This window comes from Candidatus Aquiluna sp. IMCC13023 (assembly GCF_000257665.1).
Lineage (GTDB): Bacteria > Actinomycetota > Actinomycetes > Actinomycetales > Microbacteriaceae > Aquiluna.
In genome coordinates this window covers 148478-172074 of the sequence record NZ_AJKR01000003.1, presented here as the reverse complement: position 1 = coordinate 172074, position 23597 = coordinate 148478, and the positions used below count along the sequence as shown (strand labels likewise).

At 51.5% G+C, this 23597-nt stretch carries 26 protein-coding genes; all 26 read left to right on the top strand.

What is annotated here, in order from left to right:
* The first annotated feature begins 2 nt into the window (after nt 1-2).
* The 26 genes from IMCC13023_RS04585 to IMCC13023_RS04460 all read left to right on the top strand — a co-directional run bounded on the left by IMCC13023_RS04585 (nt 3) and on the right by IMCC13023_RS04460 (nt 23557).
* Nucleotides 3-497, top strand: a complete 495-nt coding sequence (locus tag IMCC13023_RS04585) for a shikimate kinase (protein ID WP_007541757.1) — start codon at nt 3-5, stop codon at nt 495-497.
* The gene (gene aroB, locus IMCC13023_RS04580) at nt 490-1524 is read left to right on the top strand and encodes a 3-dehydroquinate synthase (RefSeq protein WP_040325189.1); all 1035 of its coding nucleotides are present in this window, start codon (nt 490-492) and stop codon (nt 1522-1524) included. The genes IMCC13023_RS04585 and aroB overlap by 8 nt, the downstream gene beginning before the upstream one ends.
* Nucleotides 1525-1534: 10 nt before the next feature.
* Complete coding sequence (gene aroQ, locus IMCC13023_RS04575) at nt 1535-1972, top strand: type II 3-dehydroquinate dehydratase (protein ID WP_007541753.1); 438 nt, start codon at nt 1535-1537, stop codon at nt 1970-1972.
* Between the two features lie 27 nt (nt 1973-1999).
* Nucleotides 2000-2563 carry an elongation factor P gene (efp, locus tag IMCC13023_RS04570; RefSeq protein WP_007541751.1) on the top strand — a complete coding sequence of 188 codons (564 nt, stop codon included), beginning with the start codon at nt 2000-2002 and terminating at the stop codon, nt 2561-2563.
* Nucleotides 2564-2983 (top strand): transcription antitermination factor NusB, encoded by a 420-nt coding sequence (nusB, locus tag IMCC13023_RS04565; protein WP_007541750.1) that lies wholly within the window; start codon nt 2564-2566, stop codon nt 2981-2983.
* 66 nt (nt 2984-3049) lie between these two features.
* Nucleotides 3050-3580, top strand: coding sequence for a bifunctional pyr operon transcriptional regulator/uracil phosphoribosyltransferase PyrR (pyrR, locus tag IMCC13023_RS04560; protein WP_007541748.1), 531 nt, complete (start codon nt 3050-3052; stop codon nt 3578-3580).
* A complete protein-coding gene (locus tag IMCC13023_RS04555) occupies nt 3577-4512 on the top strand; it encodes an aspartate carbamoyltransferase catalytic subunit (protein WP_040325186.1) in 936 nt (311 codons plus the stop codon). The genes pyrR and IMCC13023_RS04555 overlap by 4 nt, the downstream gene beginning before the upstream one ends.
* Nucleotides 4509-5777, top strand: coding sequence for a dihydroorotase (locus IMCC13023_RS04550; RefSeq protein WP_007541743.1), 1269 nt, complete (start codon nt 4509-4511; stop codon nt 5775-5777). Before IMCC13023_RS04555 ends, IMCC13023_RS04550 begins: the two co-directional genes overlap by 4 nt.
* A complete protein-coding gene (locus tag IMCC13023_RS07060; RefSeq protein ID WP_050816748.1) occupies nt 5777-6265 on the top strand; it encodes a PH-like domain-containing protein in 489 nt (162 codons plus the stop codon). Before IMCC13023_RS04550 ends, IMCC13023_RS07060 begins: the two co-directional genes overlap by 1 nt.
* Complete coding sequence (carA, locus tag IMCC13023_RS04540) at nt 6258-7373, top strand: glutamine-hydrolyzing carbamoyl-phosphate synthase small subunit (RefSeq protein ID WP_040325185.1); 1116 nt, start codon at nt 6258-6260, stop codon at nt 7371-7373. The genes IMCC13023_RS07060 and carA overlap by 8 nt, the downstream gene beginning before the upstream one ends.
* The gene (gene carB, locus IMCC13023_RS04535) at nt 7373-10666 is read left to right on the top strand and encodes a carbamoyl-phosphate synthase large subunit (RefSeq protein WP_007541737.1); all 3294 of its coding nucleotides are present in this window, start codon (nt 7373-7375) and stop codon (nt 10664-10666) included. The genes carA and carB overlap by 1 nt, the downstream gene beginning before the upstream one ends.
* Nucleotides 10659-11465, top strand: a complete 807-nt coding sequence (gene pyrF, locus IMCC13023_RS04530) for an orotidine-5'-phosphate decarboxylase (RefSeq protein WP_007541734.1) — start codon at nt 10659-10661, stop codon at nt 11463-11465. The genes carB and pyrF overlap by 8 nt, the downstream gene beginning before the upstream one ends.
* The gene (gmk, locus tag IMCC13023_RS04525) at nt 11462-12016 is read left to right on the top strand and encodes a guanylate kinase (RefSeq protein ID WP_007541732.1); all 555 of its coding nucleotides are present in this window, start codon (nt 11462-11464) and stop codon (nt 12014-12016) included. Before pyrF ends, gmk begins: the two co-directional genes overlap by 4 nt.
* 2 nt (nt 12017-12018) lie before the next feature.
* Entirely contained in the window at nt 12019-12285 is a 267-nt protein-coding gene (gene rpoZ / locus IMCC13023_RS04520) for a DNA-directed RNA polymerase subunit omega (protein WP_007541730.1), read from the top strand.
* Between the two features lie 7 nt (nt 12286-12292).
* On the top strand, nt 12293-13438 hold the full coding sequence (gene coaBC / locus IMCC13023_RS04515) for a bifunctional phosphopantothenoylcysteine decarboxylase/phosphopantothenate--cysteine ligase CoaBC (protein WP_007541728.1): 1146 nt from the start codon (nt 12293-12295) through the stop codon (nt 13436-13438).
* Between the two features lie 13 nt (nt 13439-13451).
* Nucleotides 13452-14633: a methionine adenosyltransferase gene (metK, locus tag IMCC13023_RS04510; protein ID WP_007541725.1), complete on the top strand. Its 1182-nt coding sequence runs from the start codon at nt 13452-13454 to the stop codon at nt 14631-14633.
* On the top strand, nt 14634-16472 hold the full coding sequence (locus tag IMCC13023_RS04505; protein ID WP_007541722.1) for a primosomal protein N' family DNA-binding protein: 1839 nt from the start codon (nt 14634-14636) through the stop codon (nt 16470-16472). It begins immediately after the preceding gene.
* Nucleotides 16473-16483: 11 nt separating this feature from the next.
* Nucleotides 16484-17392 (top strand): methionyl-tRNA formyltransferase, encoded by a 909-nt coding sequence (gene fmt, locus IMCC13023_RS04500; protein WP_007541720.1) that lies wholly within the window; start codon nt 16484-16486, stop codon nt 17390-17392.
* Entirely contained in the window at nt 17385-18707 is a 1323-nt protein-coding gene (locus IMCC13023_RS04495) for a transcription antitermination factor NusB (protein WP_007541717.1), read from the top strand. Before fmt ends, IMCC13023_RS04495 begins: the two co-directional genes overlap by 8 nt.
* A gap of 2 nt (nt 18708-18709) precedes the next feature.
* The gene (rpe, locus tag IMCC13023_RS04490) at nt 18710-19372 is read left to right on the top strand and encodes a ribulose-phosphate 3-epimerase (protein WP_007541714.1); all 663 of its coding nucleotides are present in this window, start codon (nt 18710-18712) and stop codon (nt 19370-19372) included.
* A 19-nt stretch (nt 19373-19391) separates the two neighbouring features.
* Nucleotides 19392-19655, top strand: coding sequence for a phosphoribosyl-ATP diphosphatase (hisE, locus tag IMCC13023_RS04485; protein WP_007541713.1), 264 nt, complete (start codon nt 19392-19394; stop codon nt 19653-19655).
* Nucleotides 19655-20497 carry an ATP phosphoribosyltransferase gene (hisG, locus tag IMCC13023_RS04480; protein ID WP_007541710.1) on the top strand — a complete coding sequence of 281 codons (843 nt, stop codon included), beginning with the start codon at nt 19655-19657 and terminating at the stop codon, nt 20495-20497. The genes hisE and hisG overlap by 1 nt, the downstream gene beginning before the upstream one ends.
* Entirely contained in the window at nt 20494-21252 is a 759-nt protein-coding gene (hisF, locus tag IMCC13023_RS04475) for an imidazole glycerol phosphate synthase subunit HisF (RefSeq protein WP_040325183.1), read from the top strand. The genes hisG and hisF overlap by 4 nt, the downstream gene beginning before the upstream one ends.
* Complete coding sequence (hisI, locus tag IMCC13023_RS04470) at nt 21249-21569, top strand: phosphoribosyl-AMP cyclohydrolase (RefSeq protein WP_007541706.1); 321 nt, start codon at nt 21249-21251, stop codon at nt 21567-21569. The genes hisF and hisI overlap by 4 nt, the downstream gene beginning before the upstream one ends.
* Nucleotides 21570-23051, top strand: coding sequence for an anthranilate synthase component I (locus IMCC13023_RS04465; RefSeq protein ID WP_007541704.1), 1482 nt, complete (start codon nt 21570-21572; stop codon nt 23049-23051).
* Entirely contained in the window at nt 23048-23557 is a 510-nt protein-coding gene (locus IMCC13023_RS04460; RefSeq protein ID WP_007541702.1) for a Trp biosynthesis-associated membrane protein, read from the top strand. The genes IMCC13023_RS04465 and IMCC13023_RS04460 overlap by 4 nt, the downstream gene beginning before the upstream one ends.
* The last annotated feature ends 40 nt before the right edge of the window (nt 23558-23597 follow it).

Here is a 23597-nt window from a genome sequence, read left to right as displayed (position 1 = left end):
TGATGGGCTCGATCGTCTTGGTGGGCCCGATGGGCGCCGGTAAGACGACGCTCGGCAAAAGACTCGCAAAAGTTCTAGACCTACCGTTTGTAGACACTGACAAGATGGTGACTGCAGATCACGGGTCAATTAAGGACCTGTTCGCGGCAAAGGGAGAGGCCTATTTCCGAGATCTTGAGTCTGCCGCTCTTGTCAAAGCCCTTGATGGCCGCAACGTTGTTGCCACTGGAGGCGGAATAGTGTTGTCTGAAGTTAATAGAGCGCTCCTTACCCAAAATGCGACGATATTCTTGGACACCAACATGGAATTTGTTCTTCGATCGCTAAACGTCTCCAAGCGTCCACTGCTAAAAGACAACCCTGAAAGCTGGGGGCAGATTTATCAGGACCGACTTGAGTTCTACAAGGAAGTTTCAATCGCTACCGTAAACACCGCAAACAACTCCGTTGGTGCCATCATGAAAAACTTAGAGTCAGAGGTCAGTAAATATGTCTAATATCTTGATCGGACGAGCCTTGCTCAATGAGATCCCCACCACGCTCAGCGGAGTTAAAAAAGTGCTGATTGTCTACCCGCAGCCCTTGGCCACGACTGCCGAAGCGTTGTCTGAAAACCTCAAAGATTCCGGGTTCGAGGTGCTACTAGCAGAGGTCCCCGCAGCCGAGGACGCCAAACGAGTAGAGGTGGCAGCTTTTTGCTGGCAGATCATGGGGAAATCCGATTTCAACCGCAACGACGCCGTCATTGGCCTTGGAGGCGGCTCCACAACTGATCTTGCTGGTTTTGTTGCAGCTACTTGGTTAAGGGGAGTGCGATCAGTACTAATACCCACCACTTTGCTAGGCATGGTTGATGCGGCAATAGGCGGAAAGACTGGAATAAACACAACTGAGGGTAAGAATTTAGTGGGAGCTTTCCACTCACCTCAGAGCGTTGTCATAGATCTTGACACCCTGCACTCCTTGGCAAGAAACGAGCTCTTGGCCGGAATGGCGGAGGTTGTGAAATACGGCTTTATTGCAGACCCATGGATTCTCGACACTTTGGAGAATGACCCAGCTGCCACTGATCCGGCGTCGAGTGTCTTCGAAGAGCTGATTAGACGCTCGGTGGCAATAAAGGAAGACGTGACATCTCGAGATTTCAATGAGACAGGAGAGCGCGAGTTTCTCAACTATGGGCACACTTTAGGTCACGCAATCGAGCATGCCGAAAGATATAAGTGGCGACACGGCGCAGCAATTTCGATTGGCATGGTCTTCGCCGCAGAGCTATCAATGCTTTCGGGCAAGCTATCCGAGGCCGATGTCATTAGGCACCGCAGTGTCTTTGAGGCGCTTGGCCTTCCAACTTCTTATCGTGCAGACCGCTGGCCACAGCTTTTAGACACCATGCAAAAGGACAAGAAGGCGAGGGCTGGCTCTCTGAGGTTCGTAGTCTTAGACAAAATTGGCAAGCCGACCATGCTAAATGCCCCCACGCCCGAACTTGTCTTCACAGCTTTTCAAGCAATAGTTGAATAGGGTTTAGGACATGTCGGTAATTTACGTACTAAATGGACCAAATTTGAATTTGCTTGGTGCCCGGGAACCTGAAGTGTATGGAACCTTTACGCTCAGTGATCTTGGAGACTCATTGCAGGCCTGGGCAGAAGCCAAGAATCAGACGATCAAGGTGCTGCAAACCAATAGCGAGGATGAGCTCATTGGCTGGATCCACGCGGCTATCGAGGAAAAATCAGCGGTTGTTATAAACCCTGCAGCCTTTACCCACTACAGCTACGCGCTTCGGGATGCTTGTGCCGCTCTAACCGGATCGGGGCTCTCTCTTGTAGAGGTGCACATCACCAATCCACACACACGTGAGGCGTTCAGGCACAACAGTGTCATCTCTGGTGTCGCCACCGGTGTTATCGCCGGCTTTGGTGTGGATAGTTACCTACTGGCTTTGGAACAACTAACCCGCCGCTAGAATCTTCAAGGCGCTAAGGAGAAAACAATGGCCAGCTCAAACGACTTAAAAAACGGCATGGTTCTAATGATCGATGGCCAGCTATGGGCTGTTATCGAGTTCCAGCACGTGAAACCCGGCAAGGGCCCTGCATTTGTTCGGACGAAGCTAAGAAGCGTTATCTCTGGCAAAGTCGTGGATAAGACCTTCAACGCTGGAGCGAAGATTGAAACAGCGAACGTCGACAGACGCGACATGCAGTATCTCTACAACGATGGTTCCGGATATGTGTTCATGGACGCCACTGATTACGATCAGCTCTCGGTACCCGCAGAGGTTGTCGGAGACGTAGCGAATTTCATGCTAGAAAACCAGAACGCCACGGTCGCTCTTCATGAGGGATCCGCACTCTACGTCGAGCTACCGCCCTCGGTGGTCCTAGAGATCACTTACACGGAGCCTGGCCTACAGGGTGACCGCTCGACAGGCGGCTCCAAGCCTGCGACTTTGGAAACTGGATACCAAATTCAGGTTCCGCTATTTATTGAGAACAACACCAGAGTTAAAGTCGACACCAGAACCGGTGAATACCTAGGACGCGTGAACGACTAGTTGAGTTCTCGAAGCAAGTCTCGCAAGCGAGCACTTGATGCACTTTATGCCTCCGGAATTAGAAACACTGACCCCATGGAGCTATTACAGGACACGGCGGCAGGCGTAGCCGACAGGCAGAACCAGGCCGCAATTTTTGACTATGCCGAGGCAATTGTCGTTGGTGTGTCTGGAAATCTGGCTCAAATAGACAACGACCTAAGACAGATCTCGGACGGTTGGTCACTAGAAAGAATGCCGAACATCGATCGGTCAATCTTGCGCCTCGGTGCATGGGAAATTCTTTTTAACGAGGATGTTCCAAACGAAGTGGCCATCGCCGAGGCCGTAACGCTAGCCGGCGAATACTCGACCGACGATTCGCCGAAATTTGTAAATGGAGTCTTGGCACGACTGGCAAAGGGCACGCAGGCCCTTTGAGGCTGTTATGATTTAGAGAAAGTTGCCCTTTAAAATCGTCCTGCGAGGCGAAGAAGGAGTAGGAAATTGTCCAACCGCGCTGTCCTAGACGGACCAGACATTCTCAGGGCGCTCAGGCGCATATCTCACGAAATCCTAGAGGCCAATGAGGGCCCAGAAAATCTCGTCATTTTAGGTATTCCAACTCGGGGAGTCGAGTTGGCTAGGCGCGTTGTTGAAATCCTTCAGGCCATCGAGCCTAACCAAATCATAGAGTTTGGCATTCTGGACATAACTATGTATCGTGACGACTCGGCGAAGGCCGAGCGAGAAATCCATGAAAGCAGCCTTCCGGTCTCAGGCATTGACGGCAAAGTTGTTGTATTAGTTGATGACGTTCTATTTTCAGGCAGAACTGTCAGGGCGGCACTGGATGCTTTGACCAGCTACGGCAGGCCTAAGCAGGTGAAGCTCGCGGTTCTTGTTGATCGGGGTCACAGGGAGCTGCCAATCCGGCCAGATTTTGTTGGAAAAAACCTCCCGACATCTGTTACGGAACGCGTTTCGGTCCAATTGATGGGCAGCGACGGTATCGATCAGGTTGTGATCTCGGGATGAAGCACTTAATTTCAATCAGGGATCTCACTAGGGACTCAGCCGTTGCTCTTCTTGATAGCGCGCAGCAGCTGAGTCAGGTTAACCAACGGACTATCAAGAGCTTGCCCGCACTGCGAGGCAAGACTGTAGTGAATTTGTTTTATGAAAATTCAACCAGGACCAGAATTAGCTTTGAAATTGCAGCAAAGCGACTGAGTGCCGATGTAATTAATTTTGATGCTCAATCCTCGAGCACCTCGAAGGGTGAGTCGCTTAAGGACACTGCGCAGACATTGGAGGCCTTAGGTGCTGCCGCCATAATCGTAAGACATCCAATGTCCGGTGCTGCACATTCTCTTGCCAATAGGGGCTGGGTTTCTGCGAGCATCATCAATGCTGGTGACGGAAGACACGAACACCCCACACAGGCATTACTAGATGCAATGACAATCAGGCAGCAAAAGAACTCGGGCGATGATCTTGCCGGCATCAAGGTTTTAGTCGTTGGAGACATTGAACACTCCCGGGTTGCAAGAAGTAACATGCTTTTGCTCTCACTCTTGGGAGCAACGGTCAGTGTTGCTGGTCCAGGGACACTTGTGCCAGAGGGCATCGAGGCTATGGGGGCCAAGGTTTACAAAACCTTTGATGAAGCACTTGATGAAAAGCCAGATGTTGTGATGATGCTGAGGGTGCAACTGGAGCGCATGCAAAAGGACGACACCTTTAGCACCCGGGAATACATCGCCAATTGGTCACTCGACCAGACACGATTGGGGCTACTTGGCAAAGAGACCGTGATCATGCATCCGGGCCCAATGAATCGTGGTCTCGAGATTTCCAACCAGGCCGCCAATGACCCTCGATCGGCTGTCCTTAGGCAAGTTGAAAATGGCTTGGCCGTTCGGATGGCGGTCCTGCATCGTGTGTTGTCGGGAGAGGATTCCAATTGATAATTTTAAAAAATCTGACCCTGTCCGATGGGTCGATTAACGATATAAGAATCGATGGCGGACAAATAGTTGAGATGGGTCGGATTTCAGACTCTGGAACGGACTGCACAGATTTGATTGGTCTGTCCGGCTTCGTGGATCCCCACACGCACCTAAGAGAGCCAGGCTTCGAGGCTAGCGAGACTGTTTTATCGGGTACTAGAGCTGCTAGCGCTGGGGGCTATTCAGCAATTTGCGCCATGGCAAACACGGATCCGGTTGCGGATGATTCGAATCTAGTTGAGCGTGTTTATGACTTAGGCGTTGAGGCTGGACTCTGCTTCGTGCAGCCCATCGGAGCTGTTACTAAGGGCCTCAAGGGACTGGAGCTATCAAGCATTGCAGACATGTCGACTTCGAGAGCGAAGGTGACCATGTTTAGTGACGACGGCATGTGCGTCCACGATGAAAACCTCATGAGACAAGCCCTTCTCGAAGTAAAGAAGTTTGGCGGCGTTGTCGCTCAGCACGCCCAGGATCCCAAAATGACTGTCGGGGCACAAATGAACCAAGGGGCAGTCGCTACCGAACTCGGCTTAACTGGTTGGCCGGCAATCGCGGAGGAGCAGATAATCGCGAGGGATGCTCAGTTGGCTCAAGAGACAGGTTCGAGGCTGCACATTTGCCACCTGACTACCGCAGGGGGAGTCGAGGTTGTCAGATGGGCAAAATCAAAGGGCATTCAAATAACCGCGGAGGTAACTCCACATCATCTATTGCTAACCGAGGAACTTGTTAGGACCTACGATCCGGTCTACAAAGTAAACCCTCCTCTCAGAACTGCCGATGACAACACGGCACTGCTGGCCGGGTTAGTAGACGGGACAATAGACATGCTGGGCACCGACCATGCGCCGCATTCAGGCGAAAAGAAGGACTGCGAATGGGAGAACGCAGCATTTGGAATGCTCGGCCTAGAGTCGGCCGCGAGCATCCTGCACCAAGTTCTTATTCAATCTGGAGCAGGCGACTGGAAGCTTTTTGAGGAAATAATCAGTAAGCGGCCAGCAAAATTGGCCAGCCTGGATAATCACGGCTTCATCAAAGTAGGCGCCCAGGCGAACATAACGGTGTTCAATCCTCATGAAAGAATAGCGGTGACCGAAATGAACCAGTCCAAGTCAAACAACAGCCCATACTTGGGACTCGAATTCATTGGACGAGTGCAGCACACGATTTACCAAGGTCAATTTTCGATGATGAATCAATCAGTTAGGGAACATTAATGACGCGAGAACTTATCGGTGGACTTGCTCTTCTAATCGTCCCAACAATTGCCGTCCTCATTCTTTTTAGGATTCGATTCAGGCGACGATCCCAAGAGAAAATTCTCTATGATCTGCCGGCATTTTCTGCCGAAAACGACTTAGGTGAGGTGTTGTACGTGAGCACTGTGTTCTCATCTGATCTGCTTGCAAAGGTCTGGGCCCAGGGGCTCGGAAATAGAGGAAACGCAAGACTTTGGCTCGGCAAGAATGGCATTGGACTTGCCAGAAATGGTGAGAAGGATTTCAACATTCCCACCTCCGCGATCCAGTCACTGAGTGAAGCGAATGCGACCATAGACAGGGGAGTCGAGGCAAAGGGTCTAATTAGCATTTCCTGGAGCCACAACAATGTTGGTCTTGTTACAAACATTCGATTCCGTGACAAGCAACGACACAACGAGATAAAAAGGACTTTGATTGAGAAATTGGGAGTGAGTTTTGCATAAAGCACATCTAGTACTGGAAGACGGATCAATTTTCGAAGGCGAACGCTATGGGGTGGCCGGTGTCAGTGTCGGAGAGTTGGTCTTCGCAACTGGAATGACAGGGTACCAAGAGACTCTGACGGACCCTTCCTACGCCGGGCAGATTGTTATGCAGACATTTCCCCACATCGGGATCGTCGGAACCAATGAGACAGACGCGGAGTCCAGCAAAATTTGGGTCGCCGGTTACATCGTGCGAGAGCCATCCCGCATAGCCAGTAACTACCGCTCCGAAAAGACCCTGGATCAGAACCTGATCGAGAATAACATTGTCGGCATCTCAAACGTCGACACTCGGGCCATCACTCTTCATGTTCGCAGCCTTGGCGCGATGAGAGCCGGTATTTTCTCAAGTGACCAATCGATGTCGCCAGATGAAATGCTCGCACTGGTTCGTGCGGCACCCGAGATGAAGGGTCAGAGTCTCTCTGGTCAAGTTTCGACTTCGACGAGCTATACGATCCCGAGCCAGAGCAATCGCTTAGGCAAAATAGCCGTGCTTGATTTGGGCATCAAGAAGTCGACCCTGGAGCACCTAGCAATGCGTGGTCTAGAAATAGAAGTTTTTCCAGCCGACATTAGCGCGTCTGAAATCCTTGCTTCATCGCCGGATGGATTCTTTTTTTCCAATGGGCCCGGTGACCCGGAAGCAAGCGGCAATCAGGTCTCAATGTTGCGCGAACTTCTTGCTACAAAAAAGCCTTTTTTTGGAATATGTTTTGGAAATCAGTTACTTGGACGGGCACTGGGATTCGACACCTACAAGCTCAAGTTTGGTCACCGAGGCATCAATCAGCCGGTAATCAACAAGGAAACTGGACGAGTTGAAGTAACAGCACACAACCACGGCTTTGCGGTCAAACTGGACTCCGATAGCGCTGAATCGCCACTTGGTTTCGGGCAGGTGAAAGTTTCACATCGTGGCCTCAATGACCAGGTTGTAGAGGGCCTTGAGTGCGTTGACATTCCAGCGTTCTCCGTCCAGTATCACCCTGAGGCTGCAGCTGGACCTCACGACAGCCATTATTTGTTCGACAAGTTTCTAGACGCAATCAAGGAGTCCAAGTAATGCCAAAGCGACAAGACATCAAATCTGTCCTAGTAATTGGATCCGGCCCGATTGTGATCGGCCAGGCGTGCGAATTTGACTACTCGGGAACCCAAGCCTGCAGAGTTCTCCAGGAGGAGGGCATTCGGGTGATTTTGGTGAACTCGAATCCAGCAACCATCATGACTGATCCTGACTTCGCCGATGCAACATACATCGAGCCAATAACTCCAGAGGTTATTGAGGCAATTATCGAGAAAGAGCGTCCGGACGCCATCCTTCCAACACTCGGTGGCCAGACTGCCCTGAATGCAGCGATGGCTTTGTTTGAACGTGGTTCGCTTGAAAAGTACGGTGTTGAACTTATCGGCGCAAACGTAGCGGCGATCAAGGCCGGGGAAGATCGAGTCGAATTCAAGCAAGTAGTGCTAAACGCTGGCGCAGACGTAGCCATTTCCGCTGTCGCACACAATATGGATGAGGTACTGGCGATAGCAGGCGACATCGGTTATCCAATGGTTGTTCGGCCCTCCTTCACAATGGGTGGGTTGGGGTCAGGCTTTGCCTACGATGAAAAGGACTTAATCCGAATAGCCAGTGCCGGGCTGCAGGCCTCTCCTACCACTGAGGTTTTGATCGAAGAGTCGATAACTGGCTGGAAAGAATATGAGCTAGAGCTAATGCGCGATAAGAACGACAACAGCGTTGTGGTTTGTTCAATTGAAAACTTTGACCCGGTCGGAGTCCACACCGGTGACTCCATCACCGTTGCACCCGCGATGACATTGACCGACAGGGAGTACCAAAATCTTCGTGACATTGCGATTCGCATCATTCGAGACGTTGGAGTAGATACTGGCGGCTGCAACATCCAATTCGCCGTCGACCCCAAAGACGGGCGCGTAATTGTCATAGAAATGAACCCAAGAGTGAGTCGGTCCTCGGCACTTGCATCCAAGGCGACTGGATTCCCCATTGCGAAAATCGCGGCGAAACTCGCTATTGGATACACACTTGACGAGATTCCAAACGATATCACGATGGTCACACCCGCCTCCTTCGAGCCAAGCCTTGATTACATAGTTGTCAAAGTACCTCGTTTCGCATTTGAGAAATTCCCTGCTGCGGACCCGACACTAACCACAACCATGAAGAGTGTGGGCGAAGCGATGGCGATTGGGCGCACTTTCTCGCAAGCGCTGCAAAAAGCATTGCGGTCCTTAGAAAAGCGCGGCAGTTCATTTGTCTTTCCTGCCACAAACCAGGACCCCGCCGACTTATTGGTTGCAATGGTCACGCCAACAGAAAGTCGAATTGGACAAGTCCAGCAAGCGTTGTGGTTTGGTGCCAGTGCCGATGAGGTCTTTGAGGCGACAAAAATTGATCCCTGGTTTATTGACCAGATTGTCCTGATAAATGAAACAGCAAGATGGTTCCTAGAACTAGAGGCTATCGATGTGGACTCCCTCAAGAAAGCCAAACAACATGGCTTTTCTGACCTGCAATTGGCGAAGATGAGGAACATTTCGGAGCAGGATCTACGAAAACTAAGACACAGCTTCGGGCTGCGGCCAGTATTCAAGACCGTCGACACCTGCGCAGGAGAATTCCCAGCGCAAACCCCATACCACTACAGCTCTTACGAGCAGTTCACCGAGGTCGTGCCTTCAAACAAGAAAAAGGTAATTATTCTCGGAAGCGGACCAAACCGAATTGGCCAAGGTATTGAATTCGACTACAGCTGCGTTCACGCAACCTTCGCGCTTCGCGACATAGGTATCGAAACGGTAATGATTAACTGCAACCCCGAAACAGTTTCGACCGACTACGACACCGCAGACCGATTGTATTTTGAGCCCTTGACACTCGAAGACGTGCTTGAAGTAATTCACGCTGAGTCACAAACCGGAGAACTACTCGGGGTAATGGTTCAACTTGGCGGCCAAACCGCGTTGAGCCTCGCAAACGGACTCGCCGCTGAAGGAATACCAATCCTTGGCACCACACCGGAAAACATTGACCGAGCCGAAGAACGTGGGCAGTTCCAAAGCATTCTCGACGCGGCTGGGCTATTGGCGCCAGCCAATGGAATGGCGACAAATCTTGAGGATGCAACCGCCGTCGTTGAAAAGATTGGTTTTCCAGTATTGGTTAGACCAAGCTTTGTCCTTGGGGGCCGCGGCATGGAAATTGTTTACGATCAGAACTCACTCGACGGTTATTTTGATCGGATTGCTGAGCATGCGCTCGTTGATACAACGCACCCCCTATTAGTCGACAGATTTCTTGAAGACGCAATAGAGATAGACATCGATGCGATCTTCGATGGAGACGAATTGTTTATCGGTGGTGTGATGGAGCACATAGAGGAAGCGGGAATTCACTCGGGTGACTCAAGCTGCACGCTGCCTCCAATTACTCTGAGCAAAAACCAAATCGACCGAGTTGCTGCCGCCACGGAGCAGATAGCCAGGGGCCTGAATGTTATTGGCCTCTTGAACATCCAATTCGCGATGGCATCAGATGTGCTTTACGTTCTCGAGGCGAATCCGCGCGCGAGTCGAACGGTACCGTTTGTGTCCAAGGCCCTTGGAATAACACTTGCTAAGGCTGCGGCCAGGGTGATGGTGGGGGCAAAAATTTCTGAGTTAGTTGCAGAGGGGGGACTACCGAGCAGGGACGGGCGTCACCTGCCAGCCGGGACACCGATCTCCGTCAAGGAAGCAGTGTTGCCATTTAAGAGGTTCGCGACTCGTGATGGCAGATTCGTTGATTCACTCCTAGGCCCCGAAATGAGATCAACCGGTGAAGTCATGGGCATCGACAAGGACTTCCCAACCGCCTTTGCGAAGGCCCAAGCTGGATCAGGTTCGGCTTTACCAACAGAGGGGACCGTATTCATTTCAGTTGCCGACCGCGATAAGCCGCAGTCACTCCTTCCCGTAAGGCGTCTGGCACAGCTTGGTTTCCGGATACTAGCTACCCAAGGAACGCAAGCGATGCTAGAGCGTCACGGAATCAGGTCTGAGGTCGTCATAAAGCACTCTGAGGCTGGAGACGACGAAGAGTCAATTGTCGACATGATCACAGCCGGCAAGGTCGACGTAGTCGTAAATACGCCCTCCGGAGCAGATGCAAGAATTGATGGATACGAAATTCGAGCAGCGACGACTGCGGCCGATAAGCCTATATTTACAACTGTTGCTCAACTAAGCGCAGCAATCGGCTCTTTCGAGGTTGTGCGAGAGGGCAGGTTTAGTGTTAAGCCACTACAGGAATATGCACTCGAGCGAATAGAGCTGATCAGTGAATAATTTTGCAAACGCGCTTGAAAGCAAAATTGCCGAATTTGGCAGCCTTTGCGTAGGCATTGATCCAAGCGAGACGGAACTGAACAACTGGGGCCTTGAGGATACAGCTCACGGAGCAAAGGAGTACTCGCTCAGGTGCATAGACGCGGCCGATGGCCGCATCGGAATAATCAAGCCTCAGGTGGCTTTTTTTGAGCGGTTCGGATCGAGCGGCTTTATTGCCCTCGAGGAAGTACTTCAGGCCGCAAGAGATATTGACCTTCTGGTAATAGCGGACGCCAAAAGATCGGATATCGGCTCCACGATGCTTGGCTATTCACAAGCTTGGTTTGGAGATGATTCGCCACTTCGCGTTAACGCGCTCACAGTTAGCCCGTATTTGGGCCCTGATTCAACCGTTGAAATGCTAGACCACGCAAGGGATGTTGCCGGAGGAATTTTTCTTCTTGCGGCCACCTCCAACAAAGATGCGGGACACCTACAGCGGGCTGTTATTGACGGTCAGACCGTTGCCGCAAGAGTCGTCGCACAGGCACAGACTCAGGGTTTGGGGGATTGCGGAGTAGTAATCGGGGCCACTCAGGATCTTGATTTATTTGGCCTCGGCACTGTCGCCAAAACCGACGTCGGCGTGCCAATACTTGCACCCGGATTCGGAGCACAGGGAGCAAAGCTTTCCGAACTGAAGAAGCTATTCGGTGCAAGCGCTCATCGAGTAATACCTAATCTTTCTCGTGCGCTCACTGGTGCCGGACCAAATGCCATGGCGGGCCTAATAGACAAAGCAAGGCTAGAACTGTGAGCCTGATTGTTCTTGCCGGTCCTGCCGGTGTCGGAAAAGGGACGCTGGTTCGCTGGCTACTTGATAACGCAGAAGGCTATTCACTCTCAGTTTCAGCCACCACCAGATCACCCAGGCCCGGCGAAGAAGACGGAGTGCATTACCACTTTGTTGAGAGAGCCAGGTTCGAACAACTAATAGCCGATAGCCAACTGTTGGAATGGGCAACAGTACATGGGGATAACTACTACGGGACCCTGCTTGATGAACTAACGCGCGCTGATGCCGCGGGTCTCCATCTGCTTCTTGAAATCGACCTTCAGGGCGCCAGGCAAGTTATGGAAACAAGACCAACTGCCATCACTATATTTATTCACCCCCCGAGTTTCGAAGTTCTTGAATCGAGGCTTCGCGAAAGAGCGACCGAGACAGAATCACAAATACAAACTAGACTTATCAATGCAAGAGCTGAGATCGCATCAGCCGAAGAATTTGATTATGAACTAATCAATGATGACTTGGCCCAGACGGGTAAAGACATACTGAAAATCGTGAGTGAGTCAGAGGGATAAAAATGTTGAAAGAAAACCTAGAGAACCTGAGGGGTATTGTCTACCCACCAATAGATTCAGTATTGGCCAAAGCAGACTCAAACTACGAACTCGTAATCTTCGCATCAAAGCGTGCGCGTCAGATAAACGAGTACTACAGCGCGCTTCACGAGGGCAGCCTATTCAATTACGTTGGGCCGCTGGTTGACTCAAGCATTGATGACAAGCCACTGAGCATTGCCATGAAGGAAATCCACCTGGGCAAGCTCGAGAAGACTCCAAATAAGTAGGTAGTAATTGCGTATTCTGCTTGGCATCACCGGCGGAATCGCCGCGTATAAGGCAGCGAACCTTATTCGCGCGTTCAGTGAACAGGGCCACATCGTTCAGGCACTTCCGACCCAAAACGCATTGCGTTTTATCGGAAAAGCAACGCTTGAGGCACTCTCTGGAAGCTCAATAGACAACGACATGTACCAAGACGTCCATGAAGTCAGACACGTTGAGCTCGGTGCAAATGCGGATCTCATAGTGGTTGCGCCAGCGACAGCAAACTTCCTAGCAAAACTAGCTAACGGCATCGCAGATGACCTACTGATGAATGCGATTCTGGCCTCTACTTCAGAAATATATGTTTGCCCCGCAATGCACACTGAGATGTGGCAAAATCCTGCCACTCAGGCAAACGTTTCGACCCTTAGAGCCCGTGGCATAAATGTTATGGAGCCAGCATCCGGTCGCCTAACCGGCACTGACACTGGGCCTGGAAGACTCCCTGAAACCGAAGAAATTCTCAGTTTCGTGATGGGTAAAAAACCGCTTATCGGCTTGGCCGTAACCGTGACTGCCGGGGGAACTAGAGAGCCAATTGACCAAGTCCGCTATATCGGTAACTCATCTTCTGGACGAATGGGCATAGCAATAGCCACTGCCTACCGAGACGCTGGGGCCCTGGTTCGACTAGTCGCCTGCAACATTGAGCTTCCGATGCCTGCGGGCATAGAAGTAGTGCGGGCATCGAGTGTTGCCGATTTAGATCAGGCCATGAATAATCCCTGCGAGATCATGGTCATGGCAGCCGCCGTTTCAGATTTTCAAATTGACAAGCCATTCGAGGGCAAGTTACCGCGTGGTGAGGCAAGCACTATTACTCTTGTCCCCACCAAGGACCTGATTGCGGATTTCGCTGTCAAAAACCCGGACACATTCTGTTTGGCTTTTGCGCTTACCGAAGATGGCGCTGATGTCGAAGCCATTTCGCAAGGGAAACTATTATCAAAGAAAGTATCCGCGGTTGCAGGAAACAGCATCAGTTCATTGGGATCGGAAACAAGCGAAATCACGCTCGTCACGAAACTGGCGGTCCTAAGAGAGTCCGGCACCAAGATTGAGCTCGGCAGGTGGCTAGTGGGGGCTATTTCTAAGATCATGTCCAGGGCCTAAGTAGAATTACAGAATGACGCCACGCACATTTACTTCAGAGTCCGTTACCGAAGGACACCCAGACAAGATCTGTGATCAAATCTCTGACACTATTTTGGACGCACTACTCGAACAGGACCCGGACGCCAGGGTTGCCGTTGAGACACTGGTCACAACCGGCCTCGTTCAAGTAGCTGGCGAAGTCACAACCAGCGGCTATGTCGAAATACCTCATCTGGTCAGGCAAAAACTTCTGGACATTGGCTACAACTCATCTGCCATTGGATTTGACGGGGCGTCTTGCGGCGTCTCGGTATCAATTGGCGCTCAGTCGCCGGACATCGCACAGGGCGTGAACACATCCCTTGAATCCCGTTCCGGTAATAACTTCGACGAAATTGGCGCGGGGGACCAGGGAATGATGTTCGGGTATGCCTCGAACGAAACACCCAACTTCATGCCTGCCCCCATAAACATTGCCCACCGACTAACGGAGCGATTGTCACTCGTGCGCAGAGAGCTTGAAACTTCCATGCTTCGTCCAGACGGCAAGGCGCAGGTTTCGATTAGCTACGAGGGCAACAAGCCAGTCGCTGTGAAAACCGCAGTGCTATCGACCCAGCACCACCCAGATGTTCAGCAAGATGACCTAGCGAATCTTGTACTTGATCGAGTAATCCGCCCGGTTCTTTTAGACTCTGGCCTCGACACCAGCGACACAAACTTCATCATCAATCCAACCGGCAGATTTGTTATTGGTGGCCCGCAAGCAGACGCTGGCGTTACCGGTAGAAAAATAATCGTGGACACTTATGGCGGCAGCGCCAGGCATGGTGGTGGCGCCTTCAGCGGTAAGGACCCTTCAAAGGTTGATCGATCCGCCGCATATGCACTGAGGTGGGTTGCGAAGAATTTGGTAGCAGCGGGTCTCGCCGACCGTGCTGAAATCCAGGTAGCGTATGCGATTGGCGTTTCTAACCCCGTTGCTCTTCACGTTGAGACGTTTGGAACGGAAAAGGTTGAGGTAGAGGCAATAGAGAAGGCCATTCGTCAGGTGTTCGACCTAAGACCGGCCGCGATAATTTCAGAGTTGAATCTGAAGCGTCCCATCTATGCAAAGACAGCCAGCTATGGACACTTTGGCCGTGAACTTCCTGAATTTACATGGGAGAACCTAGACCGAGTCCAAGCTCTTAAAGACGCAGCAGGAAGCTAGATGTCGCGCTTTGCTTCAGTATTGGCAAAGTCCCCACTTATTCAGCTTGACCGGGCCTTCGATTACCTGATCCCAGAGGTCATGGAGACCCAGATTGCTATCGGGCAGGAAGTCATTTTTCCACTTGGAAGGTCGAAGAAGGCTCAGGTTGGCTACATATCGGCGCTGTCCGACACGAGCGAATTCGCTACAGCATCAATTACAAGTATTCAAGATGCTTCCGAGTTGCTCTCCACTCGACTCTTTGAGTTTCTCAGGGCTGTTGCCGATCGTCAATGCGTGGCACTAGGCGAACTTCTAGCCCTTGCCATTCCCGATTACATGTCTACAGTCCCAAGACTCCCAGCCATTGAACCAAGAGATCTAGAGGTAGATATTTTGGTTCCAAAGCTGGATTCTCCTCTTGGTTCACGTGCAGCTGTTCTGACTTCAGCAAGACAACTTGAGGTGGCTGGGACTCTCGTGCCGGACTGGAGCCTTTTGCTAATCGCTAACGCCCTTGGCGCCCATTCCAAGGGCAAGTCTTCGATTCTTGTTGTCCCAGAAAGGGCGGACATTGACATTATTTACGATCTTGCTCAACGGCTCGGAATTGATGACCAGTTCGTCTTTCTTAAGCCGAGTCAGAAAAAATCATCCCGCTATCAGCTCTTCCATCAGATCAAAGAATCTCAAATACTAATCGTCGTGGGTACCAGATCTGCGATTTTCGCGCCGGTTCCCAACTTGGGCCTAATCGCGGTTCACGATGATTCCGACGACAGCCTCAGAGACCAAGGATCTCCGTTTACGAACATAAGAGACCTAGCTCTGATTCGTGCGAAAGACGACGTGGAGCTTTTGTTCACCGCTCCATACCGATCCGTAGAACTTCAAAGACTAGTTTCAATCGGTTACCTATCGGATCATAAGGTTCTTGAGGCTCCGCTTCGAATCTCCTATTCCGAACCCGGGCTCAGGATGGATGAGTCAGGATTCAAAATCGTTCGTGAGAACTTGGATCGGGGGCCAGTGCTTGTCTTACTGCCCCGCAAGGGCGATTCGGCCTCGGTCTACTGCGCAGGTTGTGGCGACAAGCTAACTTGCTCATGTGGAGGTCATTTTTGGCAGCCTGATGCAACCAACACCCAGTGCAGACTCTGTAACAAACACTTCGTCTCATGTACTAGCTGTGGTTCGAGAAACCAAAAAAAGGGTCGGACCGGTAGCAACAGGACCGTGGCCGAGCTCGGTAAAACCTTTCCGAATACCGCCATTTCTGAGGCCACGGGTGAGAAGAAGCCCACCGGTCTAAAAAGCAAGAATCAAATAGTCGTCGCTACTCCGGGCTCGGCACCAAGAGTCCCTAAGGGATACTCTGCCGTCTTGATTCTTGACAGTGATGTCTGGCTTAGCAGGCAGACCCTGAACGCGCAGCAGATTGCCGTCAGAGATTGGATGGAAGCCCTAGAGCTTATGGCCCCGACCGGCCGAGCAGTCTTTGCTGGACTGCCCTCGGAACTTGGGAACGCTCTCTCGCTTGGTCAGTTGGTACCAATGGCAAAGGCAGCGCTTGTAGAGGCTCGAGAGCTTGGACTGCCTCCGGCGATGCGGATCTGCTCGCTGCAGGCGCTGCCTGAAACTCTTGAACTCGCGGTATCAGCGGCCAAATCAATGGGGGCGACGGCACTTTGGGTTGACGAAAGAGCGGGAAGCGCGCTTATAAAGTTTTCCTATAATCAAGGTCCCGCGATAGCTAAGGAGCTTCGGGTTGTGGCGATTGGGGCCACTGCAAGAACTCAGGGTGGCACTAAGAGAAGGGGCTTGCGGGTTGTGATGGATGACCCGCAGGCGCTGTAGGTTACCTAGTTATGAGACTCATTTTTGCCGGAACCCCTGAAGTGGCATCAGATGCTTTAGAGCGCATTGCCGACAAGCATGAAGTTACATTGGTCTTGACCCGTCCGGACGCCCCCATTGGTCGCAAGCGGATTATGACGCCGTCGCGGGTGGCTAGCATGGCTGAGAAGTTAGGCCTAAGAGTTCATAAAACAAGCAAAATTGACGAAGAGGCCCTCAAGTTGATCCGTGAAAGCGACGCCGAGAAAGCAGTCGTTGTCGCTTACGGGGCAATGATTCCCGAGGCGGCCCTGTCAATGATTCCATGGTGGAACTTACACTTCTCAGTTCTGCCCGAATGGCGAGGCGCAACTCCGCTTCAGCATTCAATGATTCATGACACCGGGATCGGAATAACTGTTTTCGAACTCAACTCAGGCCTGGACACCGGCCCGCTGATCACTCAGCAGCATCTTTCGTTCCTAGAAAACGAAACTGCTGGGGAAGCACTCAAAAGGTTTACCGAAGAAGGCAGCAAGCTTCTAATCCATGCACTGGAAGAAAACCCGGAGTCCACAATCCAAGAGGGCACGGCTTCGCTGGCACCAAAAATCTCCCGCCTAGATGCAAAAATCGACTTCGAAACCGACGCAGCCGACTTGATGAGATTTATTAGGGCAACCAACCCGGAACCAATGGCGTGGGCGAATCAAAATGGTGAGCCTGTTAGGATCCTTTTCGCATCGGCCACTACTTTCAATCCTGACTCACTCAAGTTGCGTGAGGTCGGCGAAATATACAAGAGCGACGACAGCGAAATCATCGTGCAATGCGGGAACAGAACCTCGCTTAAGCTCCAGCTTGTGCAACCGGCTGGTAAGCGTGAAGCAGCAGCTACGGACTGGTGGAACGGCCTGAAGGGAACTGCCAAATTTGACTAATGCCCGACAGATAGCCCTTGAGCTTCTCAACAGAGTAAAAGCATCGGAGAGCTACATTAACCTGTTGCTCCCCAAGGAGCTAGCCAAACATGAAATATCGGACGCCGATAGAGGGCTGGTGCAGGAGCTCAGCTACGGAGTGCTTAGATGGCAGCTCCAGTACGACGCCATCATCGATCATTTGACCCCCGGTAAGACATTGTCGCCGGGCCTGAGGGCGGCAATCCAACTTGGCCTTCATCAACTCTTCAGGATGCGAGTGCCAACCCATGCGGCTATAAACGAGACTGTTGATCTTGTTAAGCGCTTTGAAACGAGTGCGGCGGGACTTTCAAACGCAGTCCTTCGAAATGCCGAGCGGGCCGGACACGACAATCTTTTGACAATACTCACCGATGGCCAAGATGACCTTACGCGGCTGAGCATCGAATACTCACATCCGAAGTGGATTATTTCGGGCATGAAGTCAGCCCTTGAATTAGACGGCAGATCATCGGAACTAAATGAACTACTTTCAGCTAACAATCAGACACCAGTCGTAAACCTAATTGCGATTACAGCAACTGCAGTAGCCGAACTAGAGGCGCTCGGGCTCGAGCGCGGAACGGCGTCTCCAAATGGCTTCCTCTGCATCGGAAACCCACTTGAGTATCTTTCTATACCTGGAGTCAGAGTTCAGGACCAGGGCTCACAACTTGTTGCACTGGCGATGAGCAAAGTTGCGGATAAGACCGGAACTTGGCTGGACATGTGCTCCGGCCCCGGAGGAAAAGCTGCAGTTCTGGAGCATGCCGTATCAGGAACTGGAAATCTGATTTGCTACGAACCCCATGTGAAGAGAGCGAAACTCGTGACCTCTGCGCTTAGAGACCCGGAGAGCACTCCGGTGCTTGTCAAAAGAGGGCAAGACGCACCCGAAAGCTCCTTCGCGGCGATATTGCTAGATGCCCCGTGTGCTGGACTCGGGTCGCTTCGACGGAAGCCTGAATCCAGGTGGACCAAAACTCCCGAGCAGTTGCCATCCCTCACTAAATTGCAAGCCGAGCTAATTGACGCCGCGGTCTTAGCGCTCGAACCAGGTGGCATGCTTATGTATGCGACTTGTTCCCCACTGGTAATAGAAACAAATGCCCAAATAAGAGCCGCACTAGACCGCCACGCCAACATTTCGCTGGTGGACCTAGTGCCAGTGCTGCAAGAGTTGTCCCCGGGTCTAGAGTTGAACACCACTAGGAAAACCGTTCAGTTATGGCCGCATCGACATGGAACTGATGCCATGTTTATGGCACTTCTGAAAAAAGATGAGGGGAACTAAGAATGCACATAAATCCTTCAATACTCAGTGCCGACTTCGCGAACTTGGAGGCCGAGCTTATTTCTATTGCGTCGGCTGACATGGCTCACGTGGATGTCATGGACAATCACTTCGTCCCGAATCTGACCTTGGGCACCGCGATTGTCGAAAGGCTTGCTCAAGTATCTCCAATTCCTTTGGATGTTCACCTAATGATTGAAAACCCGGATAAGTGGGCGATCGGCTATGCCCAGGCAGGTGCGGCTTCAGTCACGTTCCATCTTGAGGCTGCAAGCGAGCCGATTAGCTTGGCGCGAAAACTCAGAGCAGCTGGTGTAAAAGCCGCAGTTGCCATCAAGCCTGCTACCAAGGTTTCAGAGATTGCAGAATTGATCCAAGAGGTAGACATGCTGTTAGTAATGACGGTCGAGCCCGGCTTCGGGGGGCAGCCAATTCTGGTTGAAACCTTGGAAAAGATTGCCCAGGCTAGAGACCTAATAAGACACTCTGGCGCAACCGTGGCACTGCAGGTCGACGGGGGAGTGACTGAGTCAAACATCGCTCAGCTGGCTGCCTTGGGGGCCGACTCATTCGTGGCAGGTTCTGCTATCTACAACGACCCAGATAGGGCCAATCAGATACTTCGGCTTCGAACGTTAGCGCTGGCAGCGTCGAATCCTCAGTGATTCGCTGTAATCTAGGGGTATGAAATCCTTCGACACCCTTTATGACGAGCTCGTGAGCTCGGCAAGCATGCCCGATAACCACTCTGGAACTAACGAGTTATTGGCAAAGGGTATTCATTCGATTGGCAAAAAACTCGTCGAGGAAGCAGCGGAATTGTGGATGGCTGCAGAACATGAGTCAGATGAGCAGGTTGCCCTGGAGGCATCCCAACTGCTTTATTACATTCAACTGATATTGATTTCTAGAAATGTTCCCTTGTCTGCAGTTGAGCAGGTGCTCTGATGCTGCGAGTAGCCATACCGAATAAGGGCATTCTTTCTGAATCAGCGGTAGCAATGCTAAAAGAGGCTGGATACCAGACAAGACGAGACACTCAAGAGCTTCACTTAGTCGATGAGGTAAACGACATAGAGTTTTTCTACTTGAGGCCAAGAGACATAGCGACCTATGTTGGGTCGGGATCCCTAGATGTTGGTCTAACCGGGCTTGATCTGTTGATGGATTCGGAGTCCGAGGCAGAGGAAATTGCTGATCTTGGCTTTGGTGGATCTACATTTAGATTTGCAGCGCCAATTGACTCTGGCTTCACTGATCCGAGCCAGCTAGAAGGCAAGAGGCTTGCAACCGCATACCCAACCCTGATCGCAAACTACTTGGCGAAACTCAACGTAAATTGTGAAATCATCAAACTCGACGGAGCGGTCGAGTCGGCCGTAAAGCTCGGCGTTGCAGATGCCGTAGCTGATGTTGTATCAACCGGTAACACGCTTCGAAAGGCTGGCCTCGCGATTTTTGGGCCAACGATTTTGACCTCTACGGCGAGGCTAATCAGTGCTCCTGGCAAATCGAGTGATGCGAACGGGCTTTTGATGCGCCTGAAGGGCGTATTAGTGGCCAGAGAGTATGTAATCATCGACTACGACTGCCCAAAGAAAGTGCTCGACGCGGCTACCAAGATAACGCCTGGGATAGAGTCGCCAACGATCTCCCCAATGGCCGACTTGGACTGGGTTGCAGTTCGTTCACTGGTTCCAGCAGTCCAAATGAATCAAATAATGGATGAGCTATACGCCGCAGGGGCTAGAGCAATTTTGGTGTCAGCCATCCACGCAGCGAGAATATAGTGCCTGCAGTCAGAGTGATACCTTGCCTAGATGTTGCAAGCGGTCGGGTGGTAAAGGGTGTCAACTTTCGGAACCTTGTAGACAGCGGCGACCCGGTGGACTTGGCCCGCAACTACTATCTTCAGGGCTCGGATGAACTTACATTTTTAGACGTTACGGCTGCTACCGAGAACCGCTCAACAACTAGGGACATGGTCACTAGGTGCGCGGAGGAGATATTTATTCCGCTCACTGTCGGCGGGGGCATCAGGAGCCTCGAGGATGTTTCGCTGCTACTCGAAGCGGGAGCCGATAAAGTATCGATCGGCTCGGCAGGTGTATCCAGACCTGAGCTATTGGCTGAGATTGCCCGAGAGCACGGTAACCAAATTTTGGTTATTTCGCTAGACATTAAGCGCGCCGATTCGGCCTCAGGATTCGTCGTTACCTCACACGGTGGCCGCCAGGAAACCGGTTTAGATGCGATGCAGTGGATAGAAAAAGTGCAGGAACTGGGAGCCGGCGAGCTTCTTATCAACAGCATCGATGCAGACGGCACCCGAGAGGGTTTTGATCTTGAACTGATCGAGAAGGTCAGAAAGATAGCTGCAGTTCCTATCATCGCCTCTGGGGGAGCCGGCAAAATATCGGATTTTGTCGAGGCGGCTCAGGCTGGTGCAGATGCGCTGCTCGCAGCTAGTGTTTTTCACAGCGGGGAAATCTCGATTGCACAAGTCAAGCAAGCGCTTGAACAGTCAGGAATAGAGGCTAGATGAGACAGTTAGCGTTGGATCAAGTCAAATTCTCAAGCGACCAATTGATTCCCGTTGTGATTCAAGACAGTCAAACCATGCAAGTTCTAATGCTTGCCTATGCAAACCTTGAGGCCCTGGAAAAGTCTGTCGCAACGGGACAGATGCACTTCTACTCTCGATCCCGAAACCAGCTTTGGCACAAGGGTGAAACTAGTGGCAATACTTTGGCAATTGATTCTTTGTCCCTAGATTGCGACGGTGACACTATTTTGGCCATGGTCAAGCCTGCAGGCCCGACCTGCCACATTGGAACCGTCAGCTGCTTCGAGGAGATCTAGTTGATCGACTACGAACAGCTTGAGAAACTCAGCAGCGACTACAACGTAATCCCAGTTGTTAAGAGGCTATTTAGCGGAAGTGAAACCCCAATTGGTGTTTACCAAAAGCTCGCGGGTGCTAGGCCGGACACTTTTTTGCTGGAATCAGCAGAACAGGGAGTTTGGGGTAGATATTCATTTATTGGGGTTTCGTCCCGAGGTCAGCTAACGGCCACAAACGACAAGGCAACTTGGATAGGGGATGCGAAGTGTCTTCCCGATGGTTCCTTACTCCCCGAAGACCCGATAGCCGCTTTAGAAATTCTTCAAACGGCCTGGAGATCGAGTCCAGTCGATTTTCCCTTGAGCTCAGGACTTGTTGGCTTCCTGAGTTGGGGGGCGGTGAACCTCACCGAGAAACTCCCAGAGGCCAGGCCAGCCGACTACTCGATACCGCTATACGGTTTTAATCAATTTTCAGACCTTGTGGTGATGGATCACCAGAAATCTGAACTGCTCTTAGTAAGCGTGGTCTTCGTCGATGGCACACCCCTTACGGAAAGCTACAGTCACGCCCTAGATGCAATTAGCAACATGCAGAAAATCGTTGAAATGCCAACGCCTGCGATGGTCTCTGAGCCAAATTGGCCGGAGCCGGATGCAGTATCAAACACTCCCAAGGGTGAGTTTCTCAAAAAAGTCGAGCTAGCCAAGGAACATGTCCGAAAAGGAGATGTATTTCAGGTTGTGATTTCTCAGCGATTTGACCATGAGATAACCGCTGATGCTCTGGACGTGTATCGGGCGCTTCGGGCATTGAATCCCAGCCCGTACATGTACCTAATCAGATGCGAGGATCAAGACGGGCCGTTCGCGATCGTCGGAAGCTCTCCAGAGGCACTCGTGAAAGTGATGGGCACAAACGTTGTCACTCACCCGATAGCCGGCTCTCGGCCCAGGGGTCAAGACACATCCACAGACAATCAGCTTGCCGAAGACCTACTGGGGGATGAAAAAGAGCGCAGCGAGCACCTGATGCTGGTTGACCTTGCCAGAAACGACCTGCTGAAAGTCTGCGATCCCACTTCAGTTCGAGTGAGTGAATTTATGCAAATTCACCGCTTTTCGCACATTATGCACTTGGTGTCAACCGTCGAGGGGTCGCTGATCCCTGGAACGAGTATCGTCAAAGCCATGCTGGCAACCTTCCCGGCTGGAACGCTCTCCGGAGCACCAAAGCCAAGAGCCCTGGAAATAATCCATGACCTGGAGCAAAGTTATCGAGGGTTATTCGGCGGAGTTGTCGGATACTTCGACTTTCAAGGCAACTCAGACCTTGCAATAGCGATACGCACGGCGGTTCTTAGAAATGGAACCGCAAGAGTGCAAGCCGGAGCTGGCATTGTTCTTGATTCAGTACCAGAAACCGAGTACGCCGAGACAATTGCAAAAGCTGCCGTTGTGTTACGTGCAGTCGCCGCTGCGAATGCGATGAAAAAATGATCAAACTTATTTCACTGGGAACCTTAGTTGCAGCCTTGTGGCTATCAACTTCACTTCTTTCCTGGGTCGATGTTAGGGACTTTCATTCCGACGAATCAACACTGATAGGAACCTTGATTGGGTCAGAACTCAATCCCTTGACAAGCCTCGTACCTCTGATAGTTATTCTTGTGTCGCTAATAGCTCGTTACCGCCTTCTCAGTCGATCAATGGCGGCGATTGCATCGGTGATTTCCGGAGCCGTAATTGGGGTGTTGTTGCTCACCAGCTGGTCAGATGCAAGTGCTGTGGTCGAGTTGATCTCCAGCGCCACAGGCCTAGCAACTGCAGCCGGTTTCGGCGTTGTGGTGAAATTCGGCTACTGGGTCTACATCGCAATGGCCGGAGTGACGGGGATAATTTTCGCGCTTGCGGTCTTTCAGCCAGGACGTTCAAAGAAACCGGAACAATCAATTGCATCGACCGAAACAAACTCCGACCCGCAAAACCTGTGGGATGAGCAGTAAAACTGCTTGCTAGAATTGAAAAACATCCAAGAAGGGCGCA